We start from the raw sequence: 21,915 nt of genomic DNA, 5'->3' as shown, positions 1-21,915 counted from the left end.
TTACCGCCCTGACTGACGACCAGAAACGTTATTCCGTTAAAGTTCCCTAGCGTTCCTTGTATCACCAGTATTGACGGAAACGGGGAGCTTGAAACCGGAACAAAAGAAAAACGAACTAACCCCACATAGTGAAGCCTAAGCTCCGGTGCTTATCCAGATACCTTGCGGGGACCCTGAAATTTATAATGGTATACGAAAAAAAGCCGCCTTTCACGACCTGTGGCCGTAAAAGCGCGGCTTGCTTCTTTAATTTAGGATTACGCGTATACCGGGCGGACGAGATTCGTCTGCTCGCGGTTGCGGCCTACGGAGAAGATCGAGATCGGAATCCCGCTCAGCTGGGAGACGCGCTCCACATAATGTCTTGCCGCTTCCGGAAGGTCCTCGAGCGATCTTGCGCCGGAGATGTCTTCGTTCCAGCCCGGCAGCTCTTCGTATACGGCTTTGCATTCGGACAGCATTTTCAGGCTGGCCGGGTAATAATCGATCTTTTCCCCGCGATACTCGTAATGGGTACAAATTTTGACCGTGTCCAGTCCGGAGAGCACGTCGATCGAATTGAGCGACAAGCCGGTAATCCCGCTGACACGTCTTGCGTGCCGAACGACGACACTGTCGAACCAGCCGACGCGGCGCGGACGGCCGGTTGTCGTACCGTATTCGTTGCCTTTCTCGCGGATCCAATCGCCCGTCTCATTATTCAACTCGGTCGGGAACGGACCGTCGCCTACGCGCGTCGTGTACGCCTTGGCAACGCCGATAATTTGGTGGATTTTGGTCGGACCTACGCCCGAACCGATACATACGCCGCCCGCCGTCGGGTTGGACGAAGTAACGAACGGATACGTGCCTTGGTCGATGTCGAGCATAACGCCTTGCGCGCCTTCGAACAATACCCGTTTGCCTTGATCGATTGCATCGTTCAGAACTACCGAAGTGTCCGTTACATAACGGCGCAGCACTTCCGCGTAGCCCAAATATTCGGTAAGAATCGAATCGGCGTCAAGCCCTTTACCGCCGTATACTTGCTCGATCAGCGTATTCTTCTCCGCTACGAGGTGGCGCAGCTTACGCTCGAACTCTTCCGCGTCCATCAGGTCCGCGATGCGAATGCCGTTGCGGGCGGCCTTGTCCATATAGCACGGACCGATCCCTTTGCGCGTCGTCCCGATCTTGTTGGCGCCTTTGCGGTCTTCATCCAACCCGTCGAGCAGCAGATGATACGGCATAATCACGTGAGCGCGGTCGCTGACCTTCAGGTTGTCCGTAGAGAAGCCGTTCTCGTGAATGTAGTTGATTTCTTCGATCAGCGCGGCCGGGTTGATAACCATACCGTTGCCGATCACGCAAATTTTATTCGTATAGAAAATTCCGGATGGAATCAAATGCAGCTTGTACTTCTTGTCCTGGATCAAAATCGTATGTCCGGCGTTGTTCCCGCCTTGATATCGAGCGACTACTTCAGCCGATTCGGCCAAAAAGTCGGTAATTTTGCCTTTTCCTTCATCGCCCCATTGGGATCCGACTACAACTACGGTTGACATGCGCATACCCCCAGTTATGGTGTGACGACACACCGAGATCACCGCAATGCAATAGCGAAGGCGGCAGTTTCAGTGTAGCAGTCCTCCTATGTAATGTCAATGAAAAACGAACAATTACACGGATGACCGTATAATTGTTCGGAAATTATTCATATACCTATGAATCCGCCAAAAGTGAAGCCATTTTTCAAAGCTTATAGCCAGGTCAGCCCGCTCCGGCGGCAGCCTCCTGATGCGTGCGGTCCAGACTGACGAACTTGTTGTAGTTTTTCAGAAAGGCGAGCTCCACCGTTCCGACCGGGCCGTTCCGCTGCTTGGCAATAATGATTTCGATAATATTTTTCTTCTCGGACTCTTTGTCGTAGTAGTCGTCGCGGTACAGAAACGCCACGATGTCGGCATCCTGCTCGATCGATCCCGATTCCCGCAAGTCCGACATCATCGGCCGCTTGTCCTGCCGCTGCTCTACGCCCCGGCTAAGCTGCGACAGCGCGATGACCGGCACATTCAGCTCACGCGCGATCTGCTTCAGTGTCCGGGATATTTCCGATACTTCCTGCTGCCGGTTCTCGCCGGCCTTGCCCCGGCCTTGAATAAGCTGCAAGTAGTCGATCAAGATCATGCCGAGACCTTTCTCTTGCTTCAGCCGGCGGCACTTGGCCCGAATATCGGCTACGGTTACGGACGGAGAATCGTCAATATAAATGTTCGCTTCGGACAGCGTACCGATCGCCATCGTCAGCTTCTCCCAATCATCGCCTTCCAGATGACCGGTACGCATCCGTGTCGCATCGACGTTCGCCTCCGCGCATATCATCCGCTGGACGAGCTGCGCGGCGCCCATCTCGAGACTGAAGATGGCTACCGTCTCCTTCGCCCTTACGCCGACATTTTGGGCGATATTCAGCGAGAACGCCGTCTTCCCTACGGATGGGCGCGCCGCTACGATAATTAAGTCGGACCTTTGGAAGCCGGACGTCATCCGGTCCAGATCCGGAAAGCCGGACGGAATTCCGCTCGCCCCGCCTTTATTGCTGTATAGAAACTCGACCTTCTCGAACACTTCCATCAGCACATCGCGAATGGATATGAACCCGCTGCCCGACTGGCGCTGCGAAATTTCCAGAATTCGCTTCTCCGCATCGCCAAGCAAGCTGCTTACATCGTCTTCGCCGGCATATCCGCTCGATACGATTTGCGTCGCCGTACGGATCAGTCTGCGAAGCATCGACTTCTCTTCCACGATTTGCGCGTAATAGTCCACGTTCGCCGCAGTCGGTACCGCATTGGCCAATTGGCTCAAATAGCTGACGCCGCCGATATCCTCCAGCTGCTGATTGTCCTGCAGCCTGGCGGTCAGCGTAATCAGATCGATCGGCTCGTTCTGCTGCGCGAGCTCCAGCATGGCACCAAATATATGTTGGTGAGATGTTCGGTAGAAGTCGTCGCTGCCGACCCGCTCCATGACCGTGATCAGCGAGTCGCTTTCGAGCAGGATCGCTCCGAGTACCGCTTGCTCCGCCTCCAGGTTTTGGGGCGGAATGCGGTTTTCGAGTAACTGTTCCCCGTTCATGCCAGACTCCTTCTTTCGCGGAAGCCGCTCATTCTTCCGACACTTGAACCCGAAGCTCGGCCGTTACTTCCGGATACAGCTTCACTTTCACGGTCGTCGTTCCGAGGGAACGGATCGCATCGTTCATTTCGATTTTGCGCTTGTCGAGATGGATGCCTTTCTTCTCCAGCTCCTCCGCGATCTGCTTGCTCGTAATCGAACCGAACAATCTGCCGCCTTCGCCGGCTTTCGACTTGATGACGACGATCATTTCGCCCAGCTTGGCAGCAAGCTCTTGAGCATCCGCCTTTTCCTTATCTTTGCGCTTCGCTTCCGATTGCTTCTGATGCTCCAGCTGCTTGACGTTCCCTTCGGAAGCCGCGGCTACAAGCCCTTTCGGCAGCAAAAAGTTGCGGACGTATCCTTCCGACAAATCTTTGACTTCTCCCTTTTTCCCCTGGCCCTTCACGTCTTTCAGAAAAATCACTTTCATTCGAACAGCCCCTCCTCTTCATTCATCTGCTTCAAAACCTGCTTCAGCTTCGCGAGCGCATCGTCCACGGTTCCTTCCAGCTGCGTCGCAGCGTTGGTCAAATGACCGCCGCCTCCGAGCCGTTCCATAACGACCTGGACATTGATCTGCCCAAGCGAGCGGGCGCTAATGCCGATCAACCCGTCGGTTCGCTCGCTGACTACGAATGAAGCCATAATATCCGTCATATTGATAAGCGTATCGGCTACTTGCGCAATTAGCAATTGGGAATATTTGCGCCCCGCTGCCGTCGCCGCCACCGCAATATGGTCGTACATGATTTCCGCGTGCTTGATTACTTCGGCCTTGCGGATATACTGCTCCAGGTCCTCTTTCAGCATGCGCTGGATGAGCGCGGAATCGGCCCCGTTGCGCCGCAGGAACGAAGCCGCTTCGAACGTTCGCGCGCCGGTGCGGAGCGAGAAGCTTTTCGTGTCGACTACAATACCCGCCAGTAACGACGTCGCCTCCAGCACATCCATCGACAGCCGGTCGTGGAAATATTGCAGCAGCTCGGTTACAAGCTCGCACGTAGACGACGCATACGGCTCCATATAGACGAGCGTGGCATCATTAAGAAATTCCTCGCTTCGCCGATGATGGTCGATCACCATGATGCGGTGCGTTTGCTGCAGAAGCCTCGGTTCGGCGACCATCGATGCTTTATGCGTATCGACTACGACCGCCAAACTTCGCGGTGTCGTAATCTGCATCGCCTGCTCCGGTGTAATGAACCATTTGTGCAGCTTCTCTTCCTCTCTGATCGCTTCCATCAGCTTCAAGATGGACGGGTTCATCCCTTCCAGGACGATATACCCTTCTTTCTGGCTGACTTGGACGGCCTTTAGTACCCCTATAGCGGCTCCGATCGCGTCCATATCGGGAATACGGTGACCCATGATGACCACTTTGTCGCTATCGCGAATCAAATCCCTCAGCGCGTGTGAAATGACCCGTGCCCTTACGCGCGTACGCTTCTCCACTGCATTCGATCGCCCGCCGTAGAACGACAGCCGCTGTCCGACTTTAACCGCCGCCTGGTCGCCGCCGCGTCCGAGCGACATGTCCAGACTCGTTTGCGCCAGCTGCCCGAGCTCGATCAGACTTTCCGACCCCGCGCCTACCCCGATGCTTAGCGTAAGCGGCAGCTTGTATTCGATCGTCAGATCGCGTACGTCGTCCAGCACTTCGAACCGCGTTTGCTCCAGCTGCTTGAGCGATTTGTTATTCATGAAAATGAGGAACCGGTCGGAAGCGGTACGACGAAGGTAAACGCCATACTTTTGGGCCCATCCGGTCAGCTCGCCCGTCACCTTCGCCAGCATGACGCTGCGGCTCTGGTCATCCATTCCTTGTGTAGCTTCGTCCAGATTGTCCAGCATGACGATGCCGATCGCGATTTTTTCTTCCTCGTACTTTTTGGACAACGCCTTATGCGCCGTTACGTCCTGGAAGTACAGAAGACGATGCTCGGCCTTCACCTGCACCTGGTAAATCTGTTTGCCGATCGTAAGTTCGAGCTTGCTTTCTTTATCGTCCTTGCCCTTCAAACCCGGTAATATCTCGTGCAGCGGTTCCCCGATCACCGATTCGCGTTCCAGCATTTTGCCGACGAAACCGTTATGCCACTCGATCATCCGCTCTTCGTCGTAGAGGACGATGCCGATCGGCAGCTCGTTGAACACTTCATTGCCCGCTTTCTTGATCCGATGCGACAACGTCCCGACATATTGATTCAATCCTTTGCGGAAAGCCCTCTCCGCAGCCAGCGTGTAATAAGCCAGCACTCCCCCGATCACGAGACCCGCGGCACCGAGCACCCACTCATAAAAGAAGAGCGCGATCGACAGAAGAAGGATCGCGATCGACGACCAATAAATATGAAGTCCGTGCCATCGATTCAACAAAAACTTCGGCATACGGCTCGCTCCTAAACTTCTATGATTTCTTCAACTTGCCTCGGATCGGGAAAGCGACGTCAAACAAGCCGAGTAAAGTAAGCAGCTGCATAAATCCCGGCAGAAACGGCATCAGCAGCATCGATACGATCACAAGCGTAACAGGCGCCGCTCTGGCCCATCCCCTTGCCTCGGCGAGGAAGAAGAAGAATCCGAACGCCTGGATCGCAAAGGCGAACATAAGGAGCGGAATGACGTTAAGCAGCACCATCGCAATCAGCGAACCGTTCACTTCGGTGAAAATGAAGCTTAGCACCAGCGCGATCAAATAATACCAGACGAACGACTTCGGAAGCATCCACTCTTTGGCCGGCTTCATGCCCGGAATCGACTCCCCGCTGCGGTTAAGCACCTTCCGCGCCAACCAGTGGGTTACGACACTGTAATAGAACGACAAGCCGATCAAATACAACGGCAGCAGTTGAATCATCATCTCGATCACTTGCTCGATCAAGTTAGCCGGCAGCATTTGTTTGAACTCGGACGGGAACGTATCCAGACTGCCTCTGACGAATTCCCGCATCTCATCCGTGACATGGACCCCGAACAGCGTAAGGAGCAGCAGAAACAGAAGCAGCTGCGCCAGAAGCGCCACAGACCCGCCCGTGATGACCGAACGCGCCGATGCCTTCCTCCGGTACATGATTCCCATCACGATGCTAGGAATAAGAAGAAACAACGAGAAAATCGAGGCGATCGTGCCCAAAATACCCGCTCCGAATGCCGCGGTCAGGGCATAAACGACCAACAGTGACAGTACATAATAAAGAACAAATCGTTTCGTGTCCAATTTGACAAATAAATAGACCACCGGAATCATGGCCAAACTGATCGCCACCATGATCAATGGAGTAAAAATGAGCAGGAGCAGCACCACAAGAATGAGGCTCCAAAGCAAAGCCTGCTTGTTTACCAAAACGTCACCTCTTAATGAATCAGGTTGTTCCGATTCCGATTCCGCAGCTCCCAGACAACGGCTCCATTTGTTCGGCTATGATACAAATTATAGCACAAACGACAGGGACTGTCCCGTCCGCCGGACTGCCGCAAAAAACACGATTTTCCAGTTATCGTAAAGAAGGTGAATCCCCCGGCGAAAGCGAATTGTTTGTACAAAAGATTGATATGATTACGGGAGGGACACCCTTGAACAAACGACTGTTCTCCTTTGTTTTGACTTTCTGCCTGCTGCTTGCCCTCGTTGCGCCAACTGCCCTGGCTGCCGACGCCGGCTCCCCGTCCACGGAAAAATATGTTGTCTTCGGCGATTCCCTCGCGATCGGATTCGAGCCGGGGATGACAACGGCCTCCGTGCCTTACGGCTATTCCGATCGCCTGTACGAGCAAGCGCTTCTGCACGGTCGTGCCACCGCGACAAATTATGGAATCGGAGGGCTGACCAGTACCGGCCTGAAGACGATGCTGCAAGCAGTCGTCGATGGCAAGAAAGTGAGCGGCGCCGACATTCAGCCGAAGCTGCCCGATCCGCGGGCCGATCAAGTCGTTAGCGATATGCCGAAAATAAAGGCGGATATTGCGGCTGCCACCTTGATCACCATTACAATCGGCGGCAACGATATCGGCACGAGCATCGTAACGGAGCTCGCCACGATGGACGACGCCGGGCTTGCTGCATTCTCCGCCAATTGGATGAAAACCTATACCGATAATTTGACCTCCGTACTCCAAAACATATTCACGATCAACAAAAACGTCCGCGTCTATGTAGCCGACCAATACTCTCCGATCCCGGCCGTAATGAAGACCGAGTACCCGAAGGCGCAGAAACTGAAAGATCAGTTCACGGCGACGTTGAAGCAGGTCGAGCAGTCGTTCCGCAAAAACAACTTCAATGTAACTGCCGTTCCCGTAGCCGCGGCTTTCGTAGGCAACGAAGGCTTGTACTCGCATATAGCGGTTCGTGACATTCATCCGAACCAAAGCGGCTACGAAAAAATGGCCGAAATTTTCGCGAAATCGATCTGGGGCGAATACCGGAGCAATATGGCCAAAACCGATCCGATTACGGTCGTCGTAGGTGGACGCACGATCGATACGGTGCATTTGCCGGCGTTGATCCAAGACAGTACGTTCGTGCCGCTTCGCGAGTATTCGGAAGGACTCGGAGCAACCGTCGAATGGGAAGACTCGACCAAGACAGCTACCGTCCGCTACAAAGGCAAAAGCGTCGCTCTCACGATCGACTCGACTACGATAGTCATTAATGGCGTTCCGAAGCAGATCGAGTCCGCGCCTCCCCATTCCCACGAAAGCGCCGGAGAGACGAAAACATACATTCCTCTTCGCCTGATGGCCGAAGGGCTCGGCTTCGACGTGCAATACGTCGGGCAGAGCCGGACCGCGTACATTAATCCGTAAAATGCAACAGGCCACCCGAACCGGGTGGCCTTCTACGTTATATCCAATTTCTCATCTCGCTTCCATCAGTTCGCGCATCCGTTTGCGCGCTCGGTGTACTAACGTTTTGATCGCATTTTCCGTAACCCCGATATGTTCCGCGATTTCCTTGTAACTGAGCCCCCGCTGTATGAGCATTAAGAGCACCTGGCGGTCTCTCGGCTTCAGCTCGTTCAGAGCCTGCCTTATTTCCATCCGCAGCTCGGCTCCTACGGCCGCCCCTTCGGGCGATATATCCAGTACCGGCATGTCGGGTATCGACTCTAGCGGTACATGAACCGATCTCCGTTTTTTGCGCCATTGGTCGACGAACAAATGATAGCCCGTTTTGAACAGCCATGCCTTCGCGGTTTCCGGCTGAACCCGCTTCTCGTACATGCGAACGAATGTTTCTTGAGCCAAATCGGCGGCGTCGCTATCATTTCCCGTTCTGCGTGCCAAATAGCGGTACAGGGGTACTTGGTATTGCTTATATACATGTTGGAACATTTGTTCTTCAGCTTGTGTCATATCCGGTCCAGCCTCTTTCATCTTCTCTTAGTAGGTACGCCTTAATTGTACAGCGCAAACCTTAAGGAGAATGAGCCGTAATTCTTAACTTTCTCTTAATTACGTAACCTGCCTAATGAAAAAGAAAAGACAGGGCGTGTCCGCCCTGCCTCTTTATTGCTTATTGGAGCTCTACTCCGTCGTATACGGCAGCAAAGCGATTTGACGAGAGCGTTTGATGGCAATCGTCAGCATCCGCTGATATTTCGCGGAAGTGCCAGTGACACGGCGAGGCAAGATTTTGCCACGCTCGCTGATGAATTTCTTCAGCGTTTCGATGTCTTTATAGTCAATGTGAGTGATTTTGTTAGCTGTGAAGTAACAAACTTTGCGGCGCTTGTTGCGTCCGCCTTTTTTGGAGAACTTGCGTTCGCCGCGGTCTTCTCCACCCTCACGTCTGTTGTTCATGCGAGATTCATTCCTTTCTGCCTAGAATGGCAAATCATCATCGGAAATATCGATGGGTTTTCCGTCGTCTGAGAACGGATCCTGATTGTCCCGAGCTCCGCCGTATCGGTTGCCGCCGCCGTTTCCTCCACCGCTTCCACCGCTATTGCCGCCGCCGCTGCTTCCGCCACCGCCGAACTCGTCACGGTTCGCTCCGCTGTTCGCCGATTCCAGGAATCGCACGTTGTCGGCTATCACTTCGGTCACGTATACCCGCTTGCCTTCGTTGTTGTCGTAGTTGCGTACTTGAATCCGGCCTTCCACTGCGGTCAATCGGCCTTTGCGCAAGTAATTCGCGCAAGTTTCCGCCAATTGGCGCCAGGTCACTACCGGGATAAAGTCGGCTTCACGCTGGTTTTGCTGGTTCGAGAACGGTCGGTCCACCGCAATCGTGAACTGCGTAACGGCTACGCCTGCCGGCGTGTACCGCAGCTCCGGATCGCGCGTAAGCCTGCCGATCAGAATAACACGGTTCAACAATCGAAATCCCTCCCTAACGATCGACTACATCACATACATGCAACGATTAAGCTACGTCTTTGACGATCAGGTAACGAATGATTTCGTCGGAAATCTTCATTACGCGGTCAAGCTCCGTAATGACTTCGGAACCCGCGTTGAAATGCACCAACACGTAAATCCCGTCGCGGAACTTGTTGATCTCATACGCAAGACGGCGCTTGCCCATTACGTCATGCTTTGTAATTTCGCCACCGTTGTTGATGATGCCTTGGAATTTCTCGATCGTCGCTTGAACAGCCTCTTGCTCGATGTCAGAGCGAATGATGTACATCACTTCGTATTTGCGCATGAATATTCACCTCCCTTTGGACTTAGCGGCTTCCGGGTTGCCGGAAGCAAGGAGCGGGCTTTGCTGTCAAAACTCGCACCATATAACTATATCAAAACAAACCGGGCAACACAAGCGAAACGGCCGGTTATTTTGAAAGAACTCATTTGCAAAAAATGGACTTCAGCTCCGGGCATGTTTTGGTGCCCGCTTATGCAATCTAAAGGAAGTATCGCCATTCAACCTTGGCCGGGAGGTGACACTATGGGAGAACAAACCGAGTTTAAGCCAGGCGCTAAAGCGCCGAACAGCGGAACCTACATCGAGATCGGCGAGAACGATTTCCATATGGGCATCACGAATCCGAAACAAATTCATCTGGAGCAAGGCGAGAAATTCCCGGAGACAACGAATAAGGACCGCAAATGGACGAAGAAAGGAAACGACTGACTTTTGGTATCCGCAAGCCTTTCTCTTGGCGAGAAGGCTTGTTTTCTTTCGAACTGCTTACAATCCTACTGCGCTCATTTTCTAAGTTGTTGACCCAAGTAACTCCCGTCGAGTAAAAATATCCCGAATCGCCAAAGACAGCGCTTTATACTTGCCCCGACTTCGTCCGAGCGGTTCATTATAAAATGTTCAAAATAATAAGTAAGGTCTTGAATGATACTAGATTTATTGACGTATTTCACATTAACTATTACTTTTAGAGTATGACTTAGGGAAAAGGGACACGGGATGGGTTCCATGCAAATCGACCGTTGTCGCCATTCTGGATACATTAAATCAGTTTGCCAAAGAAAAAGAATATCGAGAGTACATTCCACGACATCATGGAATACTTCACCGACAGCAACAAGTAGTTCCTTACTGTTGCTTTTTTTAACGTTATCCACATGTGGATAACTTCATATTTAGTTGCGGTTTAGTCACTTACACACATGTGAATATATAATAAAAAAACCGCTAGAGCTCATTGAATGAACAGCGGTTTTTTTATTTATAAATAATGCCGAGCAAACAAAAAAACGACTCATCTCTGAGCCGTTCGCTTCGTATGTATGGCGGAAAGGGTGGGATTCGAACCCACGCACGCCTTGCGACGCCTAGCTGATTTCGAGTCAGCCCCCTTGGGCCTCTTGGGTACCTTTCCGTGTTGGCCCGCCTCTAAAAAATGAGGACAAGAAGAATTATAGCACACTATCCTATAATTCCGCAAGGGGTTTTGTCCATTCACATTCAATTCTTTTTATGGCGCTTCCGTGTCGTTTAGTTCGTCCACCGGCGAGGCCGATTTCAGCACTTTTTTCATTTTTTTCTCGAATTCCGCACGAGGGATTAGTACGCTATGCTTGCAATGCACACATTTGATTCGAATATCCATGCCCATGCGAATGATTTCCCATTCGTTCGTTCCGCAGGGATGCGGTTTTTTCATTTGCACGACGTCTCCGAGATCGAATTTCTTTTTCTCCAACCGGTTCCCTCCGTTCTTCGTTCCGTCAGCCTATTTTCTTAAAGCCGAGCTGGTCCAACGCCTTCATCAATTCTACATTGAGCGCTCTCATCACTTCCGCTTGGGCGTTAGGACGGCATTCCGCCGATATACGCAGCGTTACATCCGTATTGGTCACCGTTTGCACTCCTAGCACGCTCGGCTCCTTCACAATAAGATCGCTGCTCTCATAGACGCGCCGAACCGTCTCCTTAGTCGCCTGCAGCGCCTTCTCCAGGTCCGCTTCATAGGCTACGGTCACATCGACCACAGCCAACGAATTATGGCTCGAGAAGTTCGTTACTTGCGTTATAAGCCCATTCGGGATGATATGAACTTCTCCCGTCCAATTGCGGATACGGGTTACGCGAATGCCGATTTCTTCGACCGTACCTTTGAAATTCCCAGTCTGAATAACGTCTCCTACCGCAAACTGATCCTCGAAAATAATAAAAAATCCGGTTATCACATCTTTAACCAAGCTCTGAGCTCCGAATCCGATCGCAAGCCCGAGCACTCCGGCGCCGGCTAAGATCGGGCCCAAGTTAAATCCGAATTGAGACAATATCAATATGATGACAAAGAAACTGACCGTTGAAGAAACTAAGCTCCCGATTAACTTTCCGATTGTTTTCGTTCTTCTCGGATCGAACTTGAGAGGGCTCTTCTCTCGCTCCTGCACCATATGCGCAACAGCCCGTCTTGTAATCGCATTGACGATACGTCCCATAATATAAATGACGGCTACTTTGATTAAGATCGTTAACCATGTCGTCCAATTATCCGGATTAATAATATAGTCCCACGTATTTTGTTTAAATTGAACCCATCCGCTTACATCCAGCAGCATGGTTATGGCTTTATGTTTATCCAACGTTTCCCCTCCCGATTCAAGCTAACGCGATCTTAACGTAACCGCCGTTTAATTTTCTGAAAATTCCGCGAATTTCTACTTTTTCGTCTCGTATTATGCTTGCCACGGTATCCAACTGCTCCGCGGGAAAATCGATCGATAAGGCACAGCCTGCCGTTATTTCTTTCGGCGTCGGCCGTATATCGATTTCCACATCCGCATATTCAAGCAGCATCTCCGTTCTCAACGCCTGCTGGGTTGAATCGAATGCTATCAGCAACGTTTCTTCCATCTCAAACCCCCGCCTTACAAACTAAGTCGACACTTCAGCTTCTTATACGGTCCAAATGTTTCCGATTCTCTCTTTTGCACACGTATAAATAGGATCTCTTTTTCGTATACTAGTAGAAAACAAGAAATCGACCAACATGAACGACAACGTAACATTAACAAGCTCTGGGAGGAACGTCCATGAAGTTTTCGCTCGGTTTATTCAATAAAAACGATCCCGCTTCTTACCGATTCAATTACAGCGACCCGGATGTCGTAGATTCCTTGACCCAGCGTTTGTATCAATATTTCGCCCAAGTTCCTGCCCGTCAACAAATCGTATTCGTATGTATCGGCACAGACCGATCGACCGGCGATTCGCTTGGACCGCTAATCGGCACTCACCTGCAAAAGCATCACTACAGCGGACTGCATTTATTCGGCACGCTGGACGAGCCGGTACATGCGATGAATTTGAACGAATCGATATCGGAAATCGAACGTTTGTATGATTCCCCATTTGTAGTCGCAATCGATGCATGCCTTGGCCAAGTTTCCAGTGTCGGATGCATAACAGTAGCCGACGGTCCGGTCAAGCCGGGAGCTGGTGTGCAAAAAGAACTTCCTCCCCTTGGCAATATGCATGTAACGGGGATTGTCAACGTCGGCGGCTTCATGGAATATTTTGTGCTGCAAAATACAAGACTGAGTGTCGTCATGAGAATGTCAGAAATTATTTCTCGCTCCATATTCCGCTCTCTTATGCTAGCGAGACGCATTACTTCGGCTCAGGCTGAGCACATTGATTGATTGCCTCTTCCTCCTCCGGTGACAGCCTGTAGTCGGATTTTCCTCTTGCGATCGGTTTAGCATACATATACGTTTCATTGCGGCTATGGATCCCGGTCAATACGACTCCATCCTGCTGTTCGCTCAGTAAGGCGACGGAAAAGCTCATGTTCGATCCCGAATCGCCAAAAGCATTGAATCGCTTTACTCCAACTCGCGAGTTCATCGTCTTCATCGCAGATTCCATCGCATTCAATCGGACATCTTGCGCTTCCGTTCTAGCAGCCGCCAGCTCTACATTTTCCTTTAGCTGTGTCAATACTTGCTCTAGGTCGGTGACGTTCATACTGTCCATCATTTTGACATACGTCTTTCTAAGCCTATTCAGCTTAACCCACAATGCAAGAATTGCAATGCCTAGTACAATAATAACGAACAGTGCGATTATAAGTAAATAGGTCGGTTCGAGCAACAATTCCACCCATTCGTTCACGCTCGGTTTTTCCTTTCTTCCTCTGTATCGTTTGGCTGGAGATTCATCAAACCATTTGTCGGTAATGCTTTGATATTTCCCGAACCGCACCAATAAAATCGTCTAGTTCCGTATTTGTCGTAAAGTATCCGATACTTGCCCTGACTGCTCCCGTCTCCATCGTTCCGGCCGCCTCATGAGCTAGCGGCGTACAATGATATCCGGCCCTAACTGCAATTTGGAAGCTTTGGTCCAGAATGAAAGCCACTTCCGAAGAATCGGCTTTATCAAGCACAAATGCAGCAATTCCGGTCTTTGGCTCGCCCAGATCCGGCCCCAGCAGGCGAACGCCTTCGATGGACTTTAGCCCCTCCATCAGCCTCTGGATTTGCTCCCATTCTTTATTATGGATTGTCTCTACACCCTCATTCAGGATAAATTTGACTCCCTCCTTCAGGCCTGCCACTCCTACCGTATTTTGCGTCCCGGACTCGTATCGGTCCGGCCTTACCGCAGGCTGCACGATCGATTCCGACTGACTCCCCGTCCCCCCATGTAGCAGCGGCTTCAGTTCCAGGTCCGAGCTAATATAGAGCCCCCCTGTCCCTTGTGGCCCAAGCAATCCTTTATGACCTGGGAAAGCAAACATGTCGATTCCCATCCGCTGCACATGGATCGGGATAATGCCGGCGGTTTGCGCACCGTCGACGAGCAGCTTGGCGCCTTTCTTTTTGACAATTTCGGCTATTTGTTCAATCGGGAGTATTGTACCTAGCAAGTTGGAGCTATGATTGCATACGACTAGCGTAGTATTGGTTTGGAATGCGTTCTCGACGTCTTGGACTTTCACTTGTCCTTTAGGGTCGGCTTCAACGTATGTAACCTGAACCTCTTTTTCCGTCTTCAAATATTCCAACGGCCTTCGCACGGAATTGTGTTCGACATTTGTGCATATAACATGATCGCCTTTTTTCACAAAACCTTTAATCGCTTGATTAAGCGCCATCGTCGTGTTAAGTGCGTAAGATATGTCATTCGGATTATTAATTCCCAGAAGCTTAGCAATTACGCTTCGTGTCTCGAACAATATTCTGCTCGCCTTGACAGCCATTTGGTGACTCCCTCTTCCGGGATTGGCACCTATTTGCATACTCGCAGTCATCGCTTCCAACACGGAGGGCGGCTTCGGCCAAGATGACGCTGCATTGTCGAAATATTTAATATTCATTCATGCATCAGCTCCCTACTCTGGTTCGGCCGTCATAATCCCGTACATGGAACCTATTCCATTCAGGACCGTTGAAAAAGCATACCACATCACACCCCTTTTGGAGATGAGCTTTGGTATGCCATTCGTGACGTCGTCAACTTATTTTGCCCTGTAATATGTCCAGCAATCGTTCCAAATCATCCTTTGAATAGTAGAGCAGTTCGATTTTACCTTTATCGTTCTGATGTTTAATTTTCACTGTCGTCCGATAACGATCTCTTAACGATTCTTCCAGTTGATCGATATAAGGGTCTTTTCTCTTTTCTTTGGCTTTATCTTTTTGCGGCTGCTTCTCTTCTTCCATCTGTTTAATATAATCCTCGAGAAAGCGGACGCTCCATTCATTTTTCACTGTCATATTGGCGAGCTCTTTTTTGGTTTTATCGTCCTTCACACCGACGATCGCTCTTGCATGACCCATCGATAATGTTCCACGTGAAACATGTTGCTTCACATCTTCAGGCAGCTGCAGCAGCCTCAGAAAGTTCGCAATATGAGAACGACTTTTCCCAACCTTAACGGACAACTCTTCTTGTGTGAATTGAAATTGTTCGACTAATGCTTGGTACGCATTTGCAATTTCAATGGCGTTCAAATCTTCGCGTTGTACGTTTTCTATGAGTGCAATTTCCATAACCTGCTGGTCCGAAAACTTCCGAATAACAGCCGGTATTTTTTCAAGTCCGCATTGTTGGGATGCACGAAAACGCCGTTCCCCTGCAATTATTTCATATCCTCTTAATACGGTCCGGACGATAATCGGTTGTATAACTCCGTGTTCCTTGATCGATTGCGCCAATTCGCCGATCGAATCTTCATTAAACGTTTTTCGGGGCTGATATGGATTAGGACGAAGCTCCTTCAAAGGAATCTCGATTACTTTATCGTCATCGCTTACATGAAGCGACGGGATAAGAGCGTCCAATCCTTTTCCGAGGCGTTTACTCATAGGAGATCACTTCCTTCGCCAATTCCAAATATACTTCCGCACCTTTCGAGCGTGGATCATAAGTAATAATGGATTGCCCATGACTGGGAGCCTCACTTAAGCGGACATTGCGAGGGATAATCGTTTGATACACCTTTTGCTGAAAATATTTCTTCACTTCTTCAATAACCTGAATACCCAAATTCGTTCTGGCATCAAACATTGTCAACAATACACCCTCAATTTGAAGGCTCGTATTTAAATGTTTCTGCACGAGTCTGACCGTATTTAACAACTGGCTTAACCCTTCGAGCGCGTAGTATTCACATTGTATCGGAATGATCACAGAATCGGCGGCAGTCAATGAATTAATTGTCAAAATACCGAGCGATGGCGGACAATCAATCAATATGTAATCAAACATATGCTTCACTAGCTGCAACGATTTCTTCAATCGTACTTCACGAGATATGGTCGGAACAAGTTCAATTTCTGCGCCTGCCAGTTGGATCGTAGCCGGTATGACTTTCAAATTCTCTATTGCGCTATCTACAATCGCATCTTTCGGATGAACATCATTAATAATAACATCATAAATACAATACACGACATCGGCTTTGTTGATTCCTACTCCGCTTGTCGTATTCCCTTGCGGATCGATATCGACTAGCAACACTCTTTTTCCAAGTGTGGCCAAACAAGCACCCAAATTAACGGAAGTTGTCGTTTTCCCTACTCCGCCCTTCTGATTTGCAACGGCTATTATTTTCGCCAACATATTCACCTCAATCAATAATGCATACACAGCACTGCCGTGTACTCCACTCCGACAATCCCCCGTAATATCTCTAACTTATATATGATAACACGTCTACCCGTTTTAAAAAAGACCTGGAACAAAAAGAAGCCCCAATTATTGGAGCTTGATGGTTGTTCGTGAACATTTAATGTTTTTTTGGGATGCGAATCACGATTTCATAATGATCTTCATGATCTTTCTCGTCAGTCTTAATTTGCAGTCCTGATCCCGCAACCATTTCCACCGACTGACGAATCGTATTCAAAGCCAAACGAATATCTTTCGAGAACGATATTCGTTTGCTCTTCTTTATGGCCGCAGCTTCCTTATAATAATTCACTCTTGCTTCGGTTTGCTTAACATTCAATTCTTTTGTAATGATGTCATTTAACACTTTAAGCTGGAGCTCCTCGCTATCCAATGCAAGGAGCGCTCTTGCATGACGCTCTGTTATTTTCCGTTCAAGAAGAGATTGCTTCACAGGTTCGCTAAGCTGCAGCAGTCTAATTTTATTAGCTATCGTCGATTGGCTTTTACCTAGCCGTTGCGCCAAGCTTTCTTGCGTTAATCCGTGTATCTCCATCAATTGCTGATAAGCGATCGCTTCTTCCAGCGCGGTTAGTCCTTCACGCTGTAAATTTTCTATTAGAGCAATAGATGCCGCTTGTGCATCGTTAAATTCTCTAACGATAGCCGGCACCGTATCTAAACCGAGCTTTTTGACTGCCCTCCATCTTCGTTCCCCGGCAATAATTTCGTACTTTTGATTCCGGATTCGAACCACGATAGGTTGAATGATACCATGTGTCTTAATGGTTTGACACAGCTCGTCAATACGGTCGTCGTCAAATATAGTTCTCGGTTGATATGGACTCGGCACGATTTCTCGAACGGCAATATTTTTCACTTCATCTTGGTTCGTTCGCTCCGAGAACCCGAATAGTTTGGAGATTTGTTCTTTCATATGGAAACCAATCACCCAATTCCTTTCGTTGCAATGAAAGCCTTGTCCGAGGGTTCCCCATCCAGATTCCGCGGCTCTTCGCAGTCATCCTACCAATCTAACTTGAACGGACTTATACTATATTAATTCTCCAAATATTAGCGATTTCCTGCCTGACTATAATAAACATTTGTGAATGTTCCACGTGAAACAATACCTCGGGCTTAATACTTCATAAGATCACTTATTTAAACTAGCGGTTGTTTTAATGGAGTACCCGCTTTGCGCGGATACTTTGCCGGAGTGCTGCCGGTTTTGTGGATCAAAATGATATGCCGCGTAGACTGTTCCACTGGAAGCTCGAATCGAAACACCGACTTCGTCTCACCGCGTAGCTGCTTTAAGCTAAATACAGCCTCCTGCAGTTCCTCATCGGGGTCAGACCCCTTCATCGCAGCGAATAATCCGGAAGCTTTGACAAATGGAAGACAAAACTCGTTCAGTACATTCATACGGGCAACGGCCCTGGCCGTGACAAGATCGAACGAATCTCTTAGCTCGGCTTTCCTCGCCAAGTCTTCCGCCCTTCCATGAATGCATTGAACGTGCTCGAGTTCAAGCGATTTTACGAGATGATCGAGAAATTGAATCCGTTTGTTCAGCGAATCGATAATCGTCACTCGGAGATGCGGATATACGATTTTCAGCGGAATGCTTGGAAAACCCGCCCCCGATCCGATATCCGCTAACGTCACAACTTCGGACATGGGCACAAAAAAAGAAAGAGAGAGCGAATCGTAGAAGTGCTTAATATACACTTGCTCTCTCTCTGTTATTCCGGTCAAATTCATTTTCTCATTCCACGACACCAGCTCGCGGAAGTAAATCTCGAATTGATTCCACTGCCTCTCGGATAAAACGATTTGTTTCTCCGCCAATAACTCTTCAAAGCCTTTTCTCACTTCGTCCATCGTATCATCCTCTTGCAGCAGCCATTTTGTTGTACTGTTCCAAATAAACGAGCAGTATCGAAATGTCCGCCGGCGTAACTCCGGAAATTCTTGATGCTTGACCGATCGAGATCGGACGTATTTGCGACAGCCTTTGCTTTGCTTCGTTTGCCAGACCATGGATTTCCTTATAATTTAAATCTTCAGGCAGCTTCTTCTTCTCCATCTTGCCTAGACGTTCAACGTGAATCAGCTGCTTCTCGATATAGCCTTCATACTTGATCTGGATTTCCACTTGTTCTTTCATCTCATCATCCAGGTCGAATGGAGACGGAGCAAGCTGCACCAATTGATTATAAGTGATCTCGGGCCGGCGCAGCAGCGTGATCATATCAACCGCATTGTTAAGCGGCACTGTTCCCGCTTCGGTCAGCATCTGCTGCACATTCGGTTCCGGTCGAAGCTTTGTCGTTTTCAGTCTATCGATCTCCGCTGCAACGGCCGCTTTCTTATGCAGGAACTTGTCATACCGCTGCTGAGAAATGAGCCCAATCTCGTATCCGATAGGCGTCAAACGCAAGTCAGCGTTATCATGCCGGAGAAGAAGACGATATTCAGCTCGCGAAGTAAGAAGCCGGTAAGGCTCGCTTGTTCCCTTCGTAACGAGATCATCGATCAATACGCCGATGTATCCCTGAGAACGATCCAATATAACCGGTTCCTTTCCTTGAACTTTTCGTGCGGCATTTATTCCTGCCATAATTCCTTGACCAGCCGCCTCTTCATAACCGGACGTACCGTTGATCTGACCTGCCGTAAACAGACCCTGAATTCGTTTCGTTTCCAAAGACGGCCACAGCTGGGTCGGAACAACCGCATCGTACTCGATGGCATAGCCCGTTCTCATCATCTTTACGCGTTCCAGACCGGGAATCGATCTTAAGATTTCAAGCTGAACCTCTTCCGGCATACTGGTCGACAAGCCCTGGACATAATATTCCGAAGTATGGCGGCCTTCCGGCTCCAGGAAGATTTGATGCTTCGGCTTATCGCTGAAACGAACGATTTTATCTTCGATGGAAGGGCAATAACGCGGTCCTGTCCCCTCGATCGCACCCGAAAACATCGGAGCCCGGTGCAAATTGTTGTTAATGATTTCATGCGTATCGCCGGACGTATAAGTAAGCCAGCAAGGCAGCTGTTCTCTTGCAAACGGCTCCGTTTCGTATGAAAAATATTTGGGCTGTTCGTCGCCCGGCTGAATTTCCATTTTGGAGAAATCGATCGTTTCCTTTTGAACGCGCGGCGGAGTCCCCGTCTTGAAACGAACGAGATCGAACCCGAGCTGCTTTAAGCTTTCGGACAGCTTAACCGACGGCTGCTGATTATTCGGGCCGCTCTCATACATCAAATCGCCCATAATCACTTTCCCGCGCAAATAAGTGCCGGTTGTCAGAACGATCGCCTTACCGAAATGTTGAGCACCGGTTTTCGTAATAACACCGATGCACACCCCGTCTTCGACGATCAGCTCTTCCACCATGCCTTGTCTTAACGTAAGCTTCTCCTGCTTCTCGATCGTTTCCTTCATCGTATGCTGATACAGAAACTTATCCGCTTGCGCCCTCAGCGCATGAACGGCCGGCCCTTTACCCGTATTCAACATGCGCAGCTGAATAAACGTTTTATCGATATTGCGCCCCATCTCTCCGCCGAGCGCATCAATCTCTCTAACGACATGTCCCTTCGCCGGACCTCCGATCGAAGGATTACACGGCATAAAAGCCACCATATCCAGATTGATCGTCAACAGCAGCGTATCGCAGCCCATGCGCGCGGATGCCAGAGCCGCCTCGCAGCCAGCATGTCCGGCTCCTATTACAATGACATCAAACTGACCAGCTGTATAGCTCATTACAAAAACCTCCTTTGCATTCAGAACATATGTTCTTATTGTTATTTACCGAGGCAAAACTGTGAAAAAATTTGATCGATCAACGATTCGCCTACCGAATCACCGACAAGCTCTCCGAGATTTTCCCAGGCATTGCGAATATCGATCTGGATCATATCGATCGGCACGAACTGATCGGCCGCATCCTGCGCCTCTTCCAGCGAACGCTTCGCTTTATTCAGTAAATGAATGTGACGAACGTTACTCACATACGTAATATCGTTGGTTTCCAGCTGTCCACCGAAAAACAAATTTGCGATCGCTTCTCCGAGCCGGTCCAATCCTTCGTTTTCCTTCACGGACATCAAGACGATCCTCTCCGGCGGGAAACGCGCTTCCATATAAGAAAGATCGGCGGCCGTCGGCAAATCGCTTTTATTCAATATGACGATGCTCTGTTTGTCTCTCACTTGCTCCATCAGCTGCTTCTCGTCTTCATGAAGCGGTTCGTTGCGGTTAATAACGAGCAATATCAAGTCCGCATCGCCAAGAGCGCTCCTCGAACGTTCCACGCCGATTCGTTCGACGATATCTTCCGTCTCCCGCAATCCGGCCGTATCGAGCAGCTTCAGAGGGATGCCGTTCAAGTTCACGTATTCTTCGATGACGTCCCTCGTCGTACCTGGAATATCCGTCACAATCGCTTTATTGTCCTGGGCAAGTGCATTCAGCAAGGAGGACTTCCCTACGTTCGGGCGGCCTACGATGGCCGTTACGATCCCTTCGCGAAGAATTTTCCCTTGCTCGGCCGAACGAAGCAACCGGTCCAAATCGCCAATCGCAGTCGTACACTTATCTTTAATATAAGCATTCGTCAGCTCTTCGACATCGTGCTCCGGATAATCGATATTCACTTCGATATGGGCCATCAGCTCGACGAGCCGGTATCGAAGTTCCTTTACTTGCTTCGAAAGAGTGCCTTCCACTTGCTTTAACGCGATTTTGAAAGCGCGATCCGACTTGGCGCGGATCAAATCGATAACCGCTTCGGCTTGGGTAAGATCGATTCGTCCGTTAAGGAAAGCTCTCTTCGTAAACTCTCCCGGCTCGGCCAAACGGACACCTTGCTCCAGCACCAAATTCAGCACTTTTTTGACCGAAATAATCCCGCCGTGACAGCTGATTTCGACAACGTCCTCGGTCGTAAACGAACGGGGGCCTCTCATGACCGTTACCAAAACTTCTTCGATACGTTCACCCGTAGAGGGCTGAATAATATGCCCGTAATGCACCGTATGCGATGCGACATCAGGCAAGCTGCCTTTGAAAGAAAAGATGCGGTCCGTCGTCATAATCGAATCCGGTCCGCTTACGCGAATAACGGCAATGCCCCCTTCCCCCGCCGGAGTCGAGATTGCCGCAATTGTATCCGTCATTGTAAATCATCCACCCACCTTTACGT

The 21,915-nt window shown here is 49.8% G+C and carries 23 protein-coding genes and 1 tRNA gene; 3 read left to right on the top strand and 21 right to left on the bottom strand.

Annotation, left to right across the window (positions count from 1 at the left end):
* Nucleotides 1-257: 257 nt before the first annotated feature.
* The 5 genes from FE783_RS18685 to FE783_RS18665 form a co-directional block, all read right to left on the bottom strand.
* Nucleotides 258-1,544 carry an adenylosuccinate synthase gene (locus FE783_RS18685; protein WP_138880911.1) on the bottom strand — a complete coding sequence of 429 codons (1,287 nt, stop codon included), beginning with the start codon at nt 1,542-1,544 and terminating at the stop codon, nt 258-260.
* Nucleotides 1,545-1,749: 205 nt separating this feature from the next.
* Nucleotides 1,750-3,117, bottom strand: a complete 1,368-nt coding sequence (dnaB, locus tag FE783_RS18680; RefSeq protein WP_138880910.1) for a replicative DNA helicase — start codon at nt 3,115-3,117, stop codon at nt 1,750-1,752.
* A 28-nt stretch (nt 3,118-3,145) separates the two neighbouring features.
* Nucleotides 3,146-3,589, bottom strand: a complete 444-nt coding sequence (gene rplI, locus FE783_RS18675) for a 50S ribosomal protein L9 (RefSeq protein WP_138880909.1) — start codon at nt 3,587-3,589, stop codon at nt 3,146-3,148.
* Complete coding sequence (locus FE783_RS18670) at nt 3,586-5,547, bottom strand: DHH family phosphoesterase (RefSeq protein ID WP_138880908.1); 1,962 nt, start codon at nt 5,545-5,547, stop codon at nt 3,586-3,588. Before FE783_RS18670 ends, rplI begins: the two co-directional genes overlap by 4 nt.
* A 19-nt stretch (nt 5,548-5,566) precedes the next feature.
* Nucleotides 5,567-6,502, bottom strand: coding sequence for a DUF2232 domain-containing protein (locus tag FE783_RS18665; RefSeq protein ID WP_138880907.1), 936 nt, complete (start codon nt 6,500-6,502; stop codon nt 5,567-5,569).
* Nucleotides 6,503-6,732: 230 nt separating this feature from the next.
* Here FE783_RS18665 and FE783_RS18660 point away from each other — a divergent pair, with 230 nt between their 5' ends.
* Nucleotides 6,733-7,965 carry an SGNH/GDSL hydrolase family protein gene (locus FE783_RS18660; RefSeq protein ID WP_158301901.1) on the top strand — a complete coding sequence of 411 codons (1,233 nt, stop codon included), beginning with the start codon at nt 6,733-6,735 and terminating at the stop codon, nt 7,963-7,965.
* Between the two features lie 51 nt (nt 7,966-8,016).
* Here the strand turns inward: FE783_RS18660 and FE783_RS18655 are convergent, their stop codons facing one another.
* From FE783_RS18655 to rpsF, 4 genes are all read right to left on the bottom strand, one after another.
* Nucleotides 8,017-8,514 carry an RNA polymerase sigma factor gene (locus FE783_RS18655; protein WP_158301900.1) on the bottom strand — a complete coding sequence of 166 codons (498 nt, stop codon included), beginning with the start codon at nt 8,512-8,514 and terminating at the stop codon, nt 8,017-8,019.
* A gap of 171 nt (nt 8,515-8,685) precedes the next feature.
* Nucleotides 8,686-8,961, bottom strand: coding sequence for a 30S ribosomal protein S18 (gene rpsR, locus FE783_RS18650; RefSeq protein ID WP_138880904.1), 276 nt, complete (start codon nt 8,959-8,961; stop codon nt 8,686-8,688).
* Between the two features lie 21 nt (nt 8,962-8,982).
* The gene (gene ssb, locus FE783_RS18645; RefSeq protein ID WP_138880903.1) at nt 8,983-9,480 is read right to left on the bottom strand and encodes a single-stranded DNA-binding protein; all 498 of its coding nucleotides are present in this window, start codon (nt 9,478-9,480) and stop codon (nt 8,983-8,985) included.
* A gap of 46 nt (nt 9,481-9,526) precedes the next feature.
* Entirely contained in the window at nt 9,527-9,811 is a 285-nt protein-coding gene (rpsF, locus tag FE783_RS18640) for a 30S ribosomal protein S6 (RefSeq protein WP_138880902.1), read from the bottom strand.
* Nucleotides 9,812-10,054: 243 nt separating this feature from the next.
* On the opposite strand from rpsF, the gene FE783_RS18635 reads away from it, so the two are divergent.
* Nucleotides 10,055-10,240: a YjzC family protein gene (locus FE783_RS18635; RefSeq protein ID WP_138880901.1), complete on the top strand. Its 186-nt coding sequence runs from the start codon at nt 10,055-10,057 to the stop codon at nt 10,238-10,240.
* 612 nt (nt 10,241-10,852) lie between these two features.
* Here FE783_RS18635 and FE783_RS18630 read toward each other — a convergent pair.
* The 4 genes from FE783_RS18630 to FE783_RS18615 all read right to left on the bottom strand — a co-directional run bounded on the left by FE783_RS18630 (nt 10,853) and on the right by FE783_RS18615 (nt 12,430).
* Nucleotides 10,853-10,943, bottom strand: a tRNA-Ser gene (locus FE783_RS18630).
* A gap of 96 nt (nt 10,944-11,039) precedes the next feature.
* The gene (locus tag FE783_RS18625; RefSeq protein WP_138880900.1) at nt 11,040-11,267 is read right to left on the bottom strand and encodes a DUF951 domain-containing protein; all 228 of its coding nucleotides are present in this window, start codon (nt 11,265-11,267) and stop codon (nt 11,040-11,042) included.
* A 25-nt stretch (nt 11,268-11,292) separates the two neighbouring features.
* Nucleotides 11,293-12,159, bottom strand: a complete 867-nt coding sequence (locus tag FE783_RS18620; RefSeq protein WP_238403150.1) for a mechanosensitive ion channel family protein — start codon at nt 12,157-12,159, stop codon at nt 11,293-11,295.
* A 16-nt stretch (nt 12,160-12,175) separates the two neighbouring features.
* A complete protein-coding gene (locus FE783_RS18615) occupies nt 12,176-12,430 on the bottom strand; it encodes a putative Se/S carrier protein (protein ID WP_138880899.1) in 255 nt (84 codons plus the stop codon).
* A gap of 179 nt (nt 12,431-12,609) precedes the next feature.
* Here FE783_RS18615 and yyaC point away from each other — a divergent pair, with 179 nt between their 5' ends.
* The gene (gene yyaC / locus FE783_RS18610; protein WP_138880898.1) at nt 12,610-13,218 is read left to right on the top strand and encodes a spore protease YyaC; all 609 of its coding nucleotides are present in this window, start codon (nt 12,610-12,612) and stop codon (nt 13,216-13,218) included.
* Here the strand turns inward: yyaC and FE783_RS18605 are convergent.
* From FE783_RS18605 to mnmE, 8 genes are all read right to left on the bottom strand, one after another.
* Nucleotides 13,187-13,690: a DUF4446 family protein gene (locus tag FE783_RS18605; RefSeq protein ID WP_158301899.1), complete on the bottom strand. Its 504-nt coding sequence runs from the start codon at nt 13,688-13,690 to the stop codon at nt 13,187-13,189. The genes yyaC and FE783_RS18605 overlap by 32 nt on opposite strands.
* Nucleotides 13,691-13,736: 46 nt before the next feature.
* On the bottom strand, nt 13,737-14,897 hold the full coding sequence (locus tag FE783_RS18600; RefSeq protein ID WP_138880896.1) for an aminotransferase class V-fold PLP-dependent enzyme: 1,161 nt from the start codon (nt 14,895-14,897) through the stop codon (nt 13,737-13,739).
* 136 nt (nt 14,898-15,033) lie between these two features.
* The gene (locus FE783_RS18595; RefSeq protein ID WP_138880895.1) at nt 15,034-15,888 is read right to left on the bottom strand and encodes a ParB/RepB/Spo0J family partition protein; all 855 of its coding nucleotides are present in this window, start codon (nt 15,886-15,888) and stop codon (nt 15,034-15,036) included.
* Entirely contained in the window at nt 15,881-16,642 is a 762-nt protein-coding gene (locus tag FE783_RS18590; protein ID WP_138881123.1) for a ParA family protein, read from the bottom strand. Before FE783_RS18590 ends, FE783_RS18595 begins: the two co-directional genes overlap by 8 nt.
* Before the next feature lie 169 nt (nt 16,643-16,811).
* On the bottom strand, nt 16,812-17,630 hold the full coding sequence (gene noc, locus FE783_RS18585) for a nucleoid occlusion protein (protein ID WP_138880894.1): 819 nt from the start codon (nt 17,628-17,630) through the stop codon (nt 16,812-16,814).
* Between the two features lie 227 nt (nt 17,631-17,857).
* On the bottom strand, nt 17,858-18,580 hold the full coding sequence (rsmG, locus tag FE783_RS18580; protein ID WP_138880893.1) for a 16S rRNA (guanine(527)-N(7))-methyltransferase RsmG: 723 nt from the start codon (nt 18,578-18,580) through the stop codon (nt 17,858-17,860).
* 4 nt (nt 18,581-18,584) lie between these two features.
* On the bottom strand, nt 18,585-20,474 hold the full coding sequence (gene mnmG / locus FE783_RS18575) for a tRNA uridine-5-carboxymethylaminomethyl(34) synthesis enzyme MnmG (protein ID WP_138880892.1): 1,890 nt from the start codon (nt 20,472-20,474) through the stop codon (nt 18,585-18,587).
* Between the two features lie 41 nt (nt 20,475-20,515).
* The gene (mnmE, locus tag FE783_RS18570; protein WP_138880891.1) at nt 20,516-21,889 is read right to left on the bottom strand and encodes a tRNA uridine-5-carboxymethylaminomethyl(34) synthesis GTPase MnmE; all 1,374 of its coding nucleotides are present in this window, start codon (nt 21,887-21,889) and stop codon (nt 20,516-20,518) included.
* Nucleotides 21,890-21,915 lie beyond the last annotated feature (26 nt).

The organism is Paenibacillus mesophilus (assembly GCF_005938385.1).
In the GTDB taxonomy this organism is placed as follows: Bacteria; Bacillota; Bacilli; order Paenibacillales; family NBRC-103111; genus Paenibacillus_AB; species Paenibacillus_AB mesophilus.
The sequence above is the reverse complement of the archived record's forward strand: the minus strand, read 5'-3'. Positions and strand labels throughout refer to the sequence as shown.